Origin of the sequence: [Bacillus] enclensis, from assembly GCF_001456935.1 — a bacterium.
Taxonomy (GTDB): domain Bacteria; phylum Bacillota; class Bacilli; order Bacillales; family Bacillaceae_B; genus Rossellomorea; species Rossellomorea enclensis.
In genome coordinates, this window is record NZ_KQ758495.1 from 25,260 (window position 1) to 35,991 (window position 10,732).

Consider the following 10,732-nt stretch of genomic DNA (forward strand, 5'->3'; position numbering starts at 1 on the left):
ATAGGTTGAAATTTAATTGCCACTCATAACCTCCTGCAAAATGTGCAAAGAGAGGTAAAACCTTGTGAAAAAGGCGTTATACCAGTAAAAAACTGCTAATTAATTTTTATAAACTTCCGCCATCGACCTCGTTCTCTCCAGCGTTTATCGTCCTTCCTTAATACGTTAATACGATAAAGCACCTGTCTAAAAAAAACCTGACCGGGCTTTCGGTGATCGGTCAGGTTTTCTCATCAAACTATCGTTTTCATCTCACGGATGACCCTCGAAACCTCAAAGTCATCTTTCATCGCTTCGATCGGCCACCACTTTACTTCTTGCAGCATTTGTTCATCCATTGCACATTCGGGATCAATCCCGAGCTGCAGGACATCGGCACCCGTGATGTCAGCAGAAAAAACGCGGCTTTCTCCCATGCTGTAATCGTAGCTGAACAAGTGTCTTCCTGCCTTCACGGTAAGGTTTGTCTCTTCCTTCACTTCCCTCACAACAGCCTCTTCAAAGCTTTCTCCTTCTTCCAGACCGCCGCCGGGAAGCGACCACCAAACCCTGCCGTCCCGCTGCATTTTCACCATGAGGATGTGATTGTCTTTGATGATGGCGGCGCTCGCCCTTGCGCGGTTTTGCTTGATGAGATCTTCGCACATCATGCCATAGACTTCCTCAATTGTATAATTCTCCGCGCACCTCAATCTTTCCTCCGCCACCCAATCCCTTGCGAGGCGGATTGCCCTGGGATAATCTTCCTCCATCCCTTTATGAACCGGATGTGCCTTTGGGTCATCAACCGAGAAATCATAATAATATCCGAGCAGGATCGCAAGGTATTCAAGCGGCGGGAACGGTCCCTCTACCTTGATTGGCTTTCGGCTCAAATAAGGCGTCGAATCCTTGAGGTTCGTGCTCCCCCCATATTTATCTTTTGCCGCGAACTTCAGATTGCGGATCCCGCTCATATAGAAGGCACCGAAACAGAGCGGACAAGGTTCAAGCGTTGAATACAAGGTGTACTCGCTTACGTCAGTATGTATTCGATTATCAAGTTCCAGTAGGGCATTCACTTCAGCATGAGCAATCTCATTATAGAAAACGGATGAACCCGACGTCTGCTTCTTCGTCGAGCTTTTCCCTCTCGAAACGATTTCCCCTTTTTCATTCACCACAATGGCCCCGATCGGCCTCGAACCCTCCAGAAAAGACTCCCATGCCGTCTCGAAGGATTGCTGCCACAAGTAAGGTATTTCCGACCATTTCATTTCCCCCAGCCCCTTTTTTATTCTATCTTACCATAATGATTTGAATTTTTTGGTAAAAGAAAAAGGATGAACTTCACACAATTCATCCTAATCCGTTTTATTCTTTTGTTTATTCTTATTGATCGACCTTTTTCTGATGTACAGCCACATCACAATGTATGTGGCAAACAGCAAAAGTAAAAAGACCGGCACGGAAAAAATGTCTTGTATCAGCATATCAGCACACCCCTGTTTATTTTAAACTTTCCATAGGGAACGGGAACAACAGATAAAATACAATCGCAAGAAGGATTGACACGCCGATGGCCCGCAGTGGATTCCGGTAATGCAAATACAGTACACTGAACAATACAAGGTTCAGCGGGATGTTCCACCAGCCGTTCCAGCCGTGGTCGTATACAAACATGCCCTTATGAGAGAAAAGGAACTCAATGACTGTATAGAAAGCGGTCCATATCAAAATATAGATAATCTGTCCGCTTCTTTTCACAGGGAATCTCTGAAGATAAATGATCAGTCCAACAGGACAGATAAAAAAAGTGAACGCAAAATTGATGATTGTGTGATTCAGCCATTCGGCCGTCACGCCCCTGAAAGCCCAGAGGGTATGATTGAAATAAAAATAGTTATAAAGAAAGTTGATCAGCATGAAAAACAACAGCGTCGGATACTGTTTCCGCCACTGTGACCAGTCGACGAATTTATACGCGAACAGGATCCACACCACGATTACAAGCAGCAAATACATCAGCACACACCTACTTATCATTACTACCAACATGATTGACTGGTTTTTTATCTTTTATACTTTTACTATTAAAATGAAGCATTTACGAGGAGGAATCTTTGTGAAAATCGCCATCATCGGCCTGGGGGATATCGCAAAAAAAGCATACCTGCCTGTCCTGTCGGAAAAAGAAGGAATCGAACTTGTCCTCTGTACACGGAACGCCGACACGCTGGACAAGCTCTCACGCAAGTACCGGATTGAGGAAAAAGTCCAATCGGTGAATGACCTGTTCGACAGGGAGATCGACGCCGCTTTTATCAGCACGGCAACGGAAGCCCATTTTGAAATGGCGGAGAAGCTTCTTCAAAACGGGATCCATGTGTACATAGACAAACCGATTTCCATGACGTTAGAGGAAACCGAAAGGATCGTGGGGCTTGCAAAGGAACAGAACAAAATTGCGATGGTCGGCTTCAACCGCCGCTTCATCCCGCGTGTGAACGAGCTGAAGGACCACGGTAAACCAAGCTTGATCCTGATGCAGAAGAACCGGTTCGCCTTCCCTGAACAAGTCAGGAGATTCGTAGTGGAAGACTTTATCCACGTCATCGACACGCTCCGCTTCCTGATGGACACGGACGTCCGCGATGTCAAAGTCGAATACCTGAAAGAAGGCAGACAGCTCCATCACCTCGTCGTCCAGCTGCTCGGCGACGGCTGCACGGCCATCGGCATCATGAACCGGAACGGCGGCGTGACCGAAGAAACGATCGAATACCATGCCGGCCACCACAAATATGTCGTCGACAGCCTCGTTGAAACGACACATTACCATAACAAAGAAACGAGCATCACGAAGTTCGGCGACTGGGAACCGACCCTGTATAAGCGCGGATTCTACCAGCTGTGCGACCACTTCCTGGAGTGCGTGTCGACAGGTGAGACGCCGGACCCGTCGATCAACGATTCACTCGTCACGCATGAGATCTGTGAGCGGATTGTGAAATCCATCGACGAACAAGCTTAAAACGTATAAAAAGTGTCTGCGAAATATCGCAGACACTTTTTTGATATACGATGTTCAACTCTCCGGCATGATCCAGACAATCTCACAAATCCGTACAAAGAAGGAAGAATCATGATCCCGGACCACCGCATGATCAGGCTTTGCATCAACCAGCGTGCCGCTTACAGATCCCCGTGACGTATCAATGACCACCCTCTTCCCGATCAGGCTTTTTAATGCAGCGTAAACATAAGGCTCCACTACAACCACCTGCATGGGTCCGTTCGAAGCTGCCTGCGGGTTATTCCGATATGGATACATGCTGTACATTTGCCAACCTCCAAGCTGAAAAATTCCACCTCTAATATGTATGTACCGGTATGCATGGCCCATTCCAGCACGTTTCGCTTTGCTCTTTGCATTGGACTTCGGCGTGCAGGCCAGGGGAGGGAGCAGGCGGTTTACGGAGCCATAAACCATTGTGGCTGCCGCCTTTTTCAATTTGACGATATCCCACTATGTTCGATAATAAATGGGCGGAATCGTTGATATCATAACGTTTGTGAAAATAGCCTCAACGGATTTGATAAAAGATTGTCTGTTTTTGATAATAAAATCTTTGTTTTCGATAATAAATTTTGAATTATTGAAAATAAAACTTTCATTTTCGATAATATCCTGTCCGGACTCCTTCCAGAAACCACTCTTCACCCCAAAACGATGCTTTAGACAGGACCCCGCCCGTTAAAATAGTCAAAAAGTCACCAAACAAGCCCAATTCCCACCTGAAAACGACCGAAAATCCAAGAAAACGGACAATTCGCCCGCCCCGCATCTACACGACTACAGCCCCGGACGCCAAAACATGGTTGCGCCCATCCTACGAAAACGTTTACCATGGTAAAGTGCTAATATTCTAAATTTTACACACATATCTGCTGCCGGCGTCCAATCCAAACCAAAAAATCTCTTTTCAAATCATGGATTCCATTGAGAGCAGCACATCCAAAAGGGCGTACATAAAAATGCAGACGCTTACACTCACATCAAGAAAGGAGCAGCACTATGTCATTAGAAGTGAACACAACGCCTCCAAAAGCACCAACATCCTTTAAAAAACGGGCCGCCCTGATCGGTCCGGGATTCGTGGCCGCAGCCACAGGGGTCGGGACGGGGGATCTGGTCGCCGCCCTGGTCGCGGGGGCCAGTTTCGGTCTCGTATTTGTCTGGGCGATCGTCGTCGGGTCGATCCTCAAGCATTTCCTTAACGAAGGGGTCGGGCGCTGGCATCTCGCCACCGGGAAAACGATCCTCGAAGGCTGGCAGGAGATGGGGAAATGGGCGACCGGCTACTTTGGCGTATATGCCGTCATCTGGGGGTTCGTCTACGGTGCGGCGGCCGCTTCTGCCTGTGCTCTAGCCATGACTTCGATGTTCCCGGTCATGCCGTTCTGGGCGTGGGCCGTCATCCATGCAATCGCCGGCTTCCTGCTCGTATGGACGGGCCGTTATCTGCTGTTCGAAAAAGTCATGATGGTCCTGATCGGCATCATGTTCGTGACAGTCGTCGGATCTGCCCTCTTGTTCCTGCCGAATCTCGGTGATTTCCTGACAGGCTTCGTGCCGAGAATCCCCGACGGTTCATTCCTGCTTGCCCTCGGCCTCGTAGGCGGTGTCGGCGGGACGATTACGATGACCTCGTATGGATACTGGCTGAAGGAGAAAGGATGGAGCGGAAAGGAATGGATCCCAACGATGCGTCTGGATTCGAAGGCCGCTTACACGATGACAGCCATTTTCACGCTCGCCCTATTGATCGTCGGGAGCCAATTTTTATATGGGACGGGCATTGAGATCGAAGGAGAACAGGGCTTGATCAAATTGACGGGGCTGCTCGGCGAGAAATATGGGGCGTTCATCTCATGGATGTTCCTGATCGGTTTCTGGTCGGCCGCGTTCTCTTCCCTGCTCGGTGTTTGGAACGGGGTCCCTTATCTGTTCGCGGATTTTGTACGGGTTGTGAAAAAAAGGACGGACCGCCCTGTCACGGAAAAGGACCCGGCCTACCGCCTGTTCCTGGCGTGGCTCACATTTCCGCCTATGATTCTGCTATTCTTCGGAAAACCAGTCCAGCTTATCATTCTATACGGGGCACTCGGGGCGCTGTTCATGCCGTTCCTGTCATTCAGCCTGATGTGGCTGCTGAACTCGAAGAAGGTGGACAAGGACTACAGGAACAGTCTTATGGCCAACTTCGTCTTTGCAGCCTGCATCCTGCTCTTTGCCATCCTGGCCGTGACGAAATTAATCTCCATTTTTTAAAAATGGCTGTTTTCTAAAAGATTGTTGCTTTGCGTAAATAGGCTTGCAGCTTGAATAGTGCTTGTGGACGTGCTCTTTTCGAACTCAAGTTTAAACAACAGACGATTTAACAAGCCGAAAATACCCAAGTTCCGGTATTTTCTGGTGTGCAAAGCAACAAAGTATGCGAAAAGAGCCTTAAAAATAAACAAAAGCCTGGGATCCAAGTGGTCCCAGGCTTAATTATTGACTGCCATCCTCCCGAGCGGCCCGCTCTCCTCAATGATATCCTGCAGATCAAAGACAGAGATTGGAAACATCGGGAAACCGGCCACATACGGCGTGATTTCATAGAGCTGGAAATAGATCACCAGTGCTTTGTCCGCGATGTAGAAGTCCTGATCGGGGCGGATGCCGGTGAATTCGCCAAGCAGCGGAATGTCCCGCTCCTTGATCTGTGCGGCCACCAGGTCCGACAGCCTCTTCACATAATCACTGCCGGGCTTGAATAAATCTTTCAAACTGCAAATCTTTTCTTTTTCCAGATCGAACGTCAGCGAACGAATGAACGTCATCCCATGGGCGGCATGAGCGTGATACGTATAGTTAGAGAGTGATAGACTCAGGACCTCGCGCTGATTGTTCTTGATTTCAAAGGACCCCTGCATTTCCTCAACGGTCGACGGCATATTCCCGACCTGCTCATGGATCAGCTTCTGGGTCTCTGCGACAATGGTCCGGTTGATGGTGCGTTGAAAATTGCGGCTTCTCATCCGTATAACTTTTGGGTAATAGACGACTTGTTTCGGACCGTTCGAGATCATCCTCGGCTCGATGCTTACCGGTAAGGATACTGGCACCTTCATCATCCTCTGCTTTTTAATTCATTGTATTCAAGGGGATGCCCAGCGTGAACCTTCACTCCGTTAAGGAAGGACGGTCAGCACGCCCCTGATGTTTTCATTCACATAGCCGTGGTGAGGTTTGCAGGCATATTCATAGGTGCCGGGTTCCGGCGTGATCGCAATGAGACCTGATCGGCCGCGCTCTGTATGAACACTGGCATCAAGCTCAGGGAAGTCCAGGATATGACAGTTATTTTCTGATTCATTAATGATGTGGAGGACAACCGTTTCACCTGGTCTCAATTCCATCTTGGAGGGCTCGACTGAATGAGGCTTCATGACGATGGTTGGCAGTTTTTCAAGCACTTCTGCATTAATTCCTGATACTCAGTGGTTCTGCAGATACAGACTGATGATCAGCCCCATCAGGATGGCGCCGGCCATACTGCCTTTCAGTACAGGGAACCAGGCAGCGGGAGCCGGTATTCTCTCCAGGTTGAGAAGAAGCCCTGCAAGAGACGCGAGAAAGATGAAAAACACAATCAGGGCGCTGAGAAAGCTGATGCCGATGAACGGGTTGCTTGCCTCGATCATCGCATTGTATTCCGGATCGATATTCCTGAACATCGAGATGAAAAGGGATGGAACCGTTAGCACCGTGAACAGCAGCCCGTAAATTATGCCTATGACAGGCGCCCACCTTTTTTTAACTGCAAGAAGAATGATGGCAATGATCAGGGCGGCCGCCCCGTTCGCCACATGTATCACCGGAAAATGCCGTAAAATAAAAAAGCCGGAGCAAAGAATGGTCACCACTTGCATAAATAACAGGCTCGCCGCCCACTTCGTATAAGCGTTTCTCATCGATTTCCCTCCTTGTCATCCATCATACTTAGTACCTATCTCAGTCTATGTCGCACGTGATGAATTTTTAACAAGGAATCCTGCGAAAATAATAAAATCAGAGAATGAAAAAAGGAATGTCCGTCAAGACATCCCTCATGCTTTCAATACCAATTCCCTTTCTCTTAGCCAGTCAGTGAACTCTCCCTCCTGCAGCGGAGGCGAGTAATAATAGCCTTGGATGTGTGGACGCTCGATCATGCCCGTGATGAAATCGATCTGTTCCTGTGTTTCCACTCCCTCGATGACCACCCGCAGCTTCAGGGAGGAACATAAGGTGGTGATCGCCCTCAGCAGCGCGGAGTCCTTTTCGGAAAGCGGGACCCCGTCCACGAATGATTTATCGATTTTAATCGTGGATATCGGGATTTTCCTTAGATAAGAAAGAGACGATAACCCGGTCCCGAAATCATCGAGTGCAACGGAGAGACCCATTTCCCTGAAGCGCCCGACAGCCGTGATGGCGTTCTCAATGTCGTGGATGACACTCGTTTCCGTGATCTCAAGCTCGATGAAGGAGCTGTCGATGCCATACTTCCTCAATCCCTCATGCAGGACAGACAGCAGTCTTGAGGACGTCACATACGGTCCCGGTATATTGATGGACACGCGCTTGAATTCGATCCCTTCATCAAGCCAGTGTGAGACCTGCCGGAAAACCGTTTCGATGACCCAGTCCGTCACCTCAAAAATCTTCCCGTTCTCCTCTAAGACAGGGATGAAAACACCCGGTGAGATCAACCCGTGTACCCTGTGCTGCCAGCGCAGCAAAGCCTCCACACCCGTCACTTCCCCGGTGCCGGTCTGTACTTTCGGCTGATAGACCATGAACAGTTCATTGGTTTCGATCGCCCGGTTGATGTCCTGGACGATCTGCCTTTCAAAACTGTATGTATGAACGGCGGGATCATATTCAATTACCCCATGCCGGTATTGAATCGACGAGTGCTGGAGGACAGCCATCGTATTGGCCAGCAGCTGATCGCAGTCCCCTTTGTCACAATGGGATATGGCACACGCCATTTCGATCACGACGCGGTAATCATCAATCATCAGCGGCTTCTTCAGCTGGGACAGCACGCTCTCCATACACGCCTTCAATTTTTCAAACTCATGCTCTTCACCGTGGTAGACGGCAAAACGATTCCCTTCGATCCGGTAGACCTTTGAAGTCCGCAGCTTTCGTTCATCGATGATATCTCCGACCGCTTTTATCACACGGTCTCCAAACGTATAACCATATCCGCTCACCCATTTTTCAAGGTCATGGATGTGGATGATCGCAAGGCTTCCGGCCGTCTTCGAGTTCTTTAAATCCTGTTCGAACTGCCTCTGATTCGGAAGCAGGGTCAGAGCGTCATAATGATGAAGGCGGTGGTCCACATAACGGTCGAGAAGTCCTGCAAGGCCGGACACCGCAAGCAGGATGAAAATCCCTGCCGTCACCCCCGTTACAAGCAAAGGCATGTCCATTTTATGCATCCCGTGCATGCCATCCAGAGGTTTATCCGTGTAAAAAATAACGGCCGACATCCCTGTATAATGCATGCTCGTAATGGCGAGCCCCATCAGGACGGACGTTAGGATCTTGATCCACTGCGTTCCCATAAACTTCTGAAGGCTTGAAAAAATGAATAAAGCCACATATGAGACCACAACCGCAATCAACACAGAGGCCATGAGGATCAGTGGCTTGTAGACATATTCCACTTCCATCTTCATCGCGGCCATTCCGATATAATGCATGGCTGATATCCCAATCCCCATGATGATGCCAGCCGTGACCGCAGATAGGTGCCCCTTCTTCTTACGGCTGGAAAATGAAAACGCCAAATAGGAAGCAAACACAGCCGGTAAGACAGAAGCAGCCGTCAAGAACGTATCGTAGGTCATCTGAACAGGGAGCATAAACGCGCTCATCCCGATAAAATGCATCGACCATATCCCGAGCCCCATCGCCACCGAGGCCAGTACCAGCCAAAACGATTTATGAAAAAAATGATTCTGCTGCATCCTCTGATTCAAAGACAAAGATGTATAAGAAGCACAGCAGGCAATCACAATCGACAACACCACCAGCGAGAGGGAATACTCTCCTTGAAGAATGGTGATATCCTGTGATTCAGGTAATGAAAACATACAACAACCTCATTTAACGTAATGTTGGAATTAATATTATGGTATACATGTTAAATTATACAAAAGTTGTTGAAAAAAGATAGGGTTGGACTAGTAAACTGGCAAATGAATTGAGTTTGAATTTCCTGGAATTAAATAGGTGTTTTGTCCCGTTTTCAGCGTATAATAGAAAGACCTCACTACTTAAAAATGAAGGGAGAAGAAGATTTTGAAAAATAAGGGAATTTACCGTGACTTTTTCCTGCACCTCGACATTATGATCATGGCCGGAATATTCCTAGCCGTACTTGCCTTTCTATTTACCATGGGTCCGGATGCTTTCACTCCGCTGTTCATCGTACTCGGTATCGTCACCTACATGTTCAGCGAGTACCTCACCCACCGGTTCGTCTTTCACATCAAAGCCCCGAAAAATAGCATTCTATTAAAATTAATCAAGCGGCTCCACTATGACCACCACAAGAAACCAAATGACCTGAAGCTGTTATTCCTGCCTATCTGGTACAGTGCACCGAGCCTGTTCGCCCTGAGCCTCATCTTCTACTTCATCTCAGGCTCTATGCAGGCAACCCTGTCCTTCAGCGCAGGGATCCTCATCATGTTCTTCGTCTACGAATGGAAGCACTACGTAGCCCACCGGCCGCTCAAGCCGAAAACGAAATTCGGCAAGTGGCTGAAAAAGACACACGTCCTTCATCACTATAAAAATGAAAACTACTGGTATGGGGTGTCGACCCCGTTTGTGGATGCACTTTTTGGGACTTTGAAAGATGAGAAGGAAGTGGATTCGAGTGAGACGGTGAAGGATTTGGAGAAGCGGGCATGACTGGCGGACCATGCTTTGGGTAACGGCCGGGGCTGGGGATAGGCTGGTAACGGGGTGTGCGCTAAGGATAAGAGTGGGCCTGAATCCGGGCCAGCCTGGTACCGGGAGGCGGCTTGGATAGCCCTGAATTCGGGGAGCGGTTTGGATTCGGTGTGTGGCTAAGATCCAGGGAGGGCCTCGAATTAGGGGGAGGGGACCCTGCTCCACGTCATCTTTTTTCTTGTGGCGGGCATTTTTATATAGAAAACACCCTATTTATTCAAAATGAATGCCTTTTTTCCCTTTCAGCAGACAAATCCGAGTCAACACCCTCCCTTACCTGCTTTTATGCATGCTAAGGACGCCCTCCATGGGGGCGTGCGACAGTTTTATTATCAAAAACGGTTTGACCCCCTAATTCCTGACGAATTCTTTAAAAAACTAAATGATTCTTAGTTTTTCATTTTTATCATTTCCTTCTTCACTTTTACCAAGGGTAGATGACTCTACTTCAGCGTCAAGCCAAAACCGCTTGATCCTTTCGTTCCGCCATCTGGGGGGTTAGTAAGTGAAGAAGGAGTATTCCTGCCTTTTTAAAGGCTCAAGGCCATTTCTTCAGGGAAGCCAATATCCTTGTATTTCTCATTGAACTTTACTGGAGCCATCCTGCCCAGGCTCCCATGGTAGCGTCGATAATTATAAAATTCCATGAACTCGTCAATTTCGTAATAAGCTTCTTCAAAGTGT

Annotated in this window: 11 protein-coding genes; 3 read left to right on the forward strand and 8 right to left on the reverse strand. The window is 48.3% G+C overall.

Annotation, left to right across the window (positions count from 1 at the left end; genetic code table 11):
* Positions 1-233: 233 nt before the first annotated feature.
* The 3 genes from AS034_RS21675 to AS034_RS21680 form a co-directional block, all read right to left on the reverse strand.
* On the reverse strand, positions 234-1,256 hold the full coding sequence (locus AS034_RS21675) for an NUDIX domain-containing protein (RefSeq protein WP_058300110.1): 1,023 nt from the start codon (positions 1,254-1,256) through the stop codon (positions 234-236).
* 87 nt (positions 1,257-1,343) lie between these two features.
* Positions 1,344-1,472: a hypothetical protein gene (locus tag AS034_RS23390; protein WP_269751529.1), complete on the reverse strand. Its 129-nt coding sequence runs from the start codon at positions 1,470-1,472 to the stop codon at positions 1,344-1,346.
* 16 nt (positions 1,473-1,488) lie between these two features.
* Positions 1,489-2,004, reverse strand: a complete 516-nt coding sequence (locus AS034_RS21680; protein ID WP_058300111.1) for a CBO0543 family protein — start codon at positions 2,002-2,004, stop codon at positions 1,489-1,491.
* Positions 2,005-2,104: 100 nt separating this feature from the next.
* On the opposite strand from AS034_RS21680, the gene AS034_RS21685 reads away from it, so the two are divergent.
* Positions 2,105-3,013, forward strand: coding sequence for a Gfo/Idh/MocA family protein (locus tag AS034_RS21685; protein ID WP_058300112.1), 909 nt, complete (start codon positions 2,105-2,107; stop codon positions 3,011-3,013).
* Positions 3,014-3,067: 54 nt separating this feature from the next.
* Here AS034_RS21685 and AS034_RS21690 read toward each other — a convergent pair whose 3' ends face one another.
* On the reverse strand, positions 3,068-3,322 hold the full coding sequence (locus tag AS034_RS21690; protein ID WP_244888215.1) for a YuzF family protein: 255 nt from the start codon (positions 3,320-3,322) through the stop codon (positions 3,068-3,070).
* Between the two features lie 735 nt (positions 3,323-4,057).
* Here AS034_RS21690 and AS034_RS21695 point away from each other — a divergent pair.
* Positions 4,058-5,314, forward strand: a complete 1,257-nt coding sequence (locus AS034_RS21695; protein ID WP_058300113.1) for an Nramp family divalent metal transporter — start codon at positions 4,058-4,060, stop codon at positions 5,312-5,314.
* A 218-nt stretch (positions 5,315-5,532) separates the two neighbouring features.
* Here the strand turns inward: AS034_RS21695 and AS034_RS21705 are convergent, their stop codons facing one another.
* From AS034_RS21705 to AS034_RS21720, 4 genes are all read right to left on the reverse strand, one after another.
* Positions 5,533-6,153: a DUF3298 and DUF4163 domain-containing protein gene (locus AS034_RS21705; protein ID WP_419185000.1), complete on the reverse strand. Its 621-nt coding sequence runs from the start codon at positions 6,151-6,153 to the stop codon at positions 5,533-5,535.
* A gap of 66 nt (positions 6,154-6,219) precedes the next feature.
* Complete coding sequence (locus AS034_RS21710; protein WP_058300115.1) at positions 6,220-6,504, reverse strand: cupredoxin domain-containing protein; 285 nt, start codon at positions 6,502-6,504, stop codon at positions 6,220-6,222.
* Positions 6,505-6,525: 21 nt separating this feature from the next.
* Positions 6,526-7,002, reverse strand: coding sequence for a hypothetical protein (locus AS034_RS21715; RefSeq protein ID WP_058300116.1), 477 nt, complete (start codon positions 7,000-7,002; stop codon positions 6,526-6,528).
* A 135-nt stretch (positions 7,003-7,137) separates the two neighbouring features.
* A complete protein-coding gene (locus AS034_RS21720; RefSeq protein ID WP_058300117.1) occupies positions 7,138-9,180 on the reverse strand; it encodes a bifunctional diguanylate cyclase/phosphodiesterase in 2,043 nt (680 codons plus the stop codon).
* Positions 9,181-9,388: 208 nt separating this feature from the next.
* Here AS034_RS21720 and AS034_RS21725 point away from each other — a divergent pair, with 208 nt between their 5' ends.
* Positions 9,389-10,006 (forward strand): sterol desaturase family protein, encoded by a 618-nt coding sequence (locus AS034_RS21725; protein ID WP_074440108.1) that lies wholly within the window; start codon positions 9,389-9,391, stop codon positions 10,004-10,006.
* Positions 10,007-10,732: the final 726 nt, after the last annotated feature.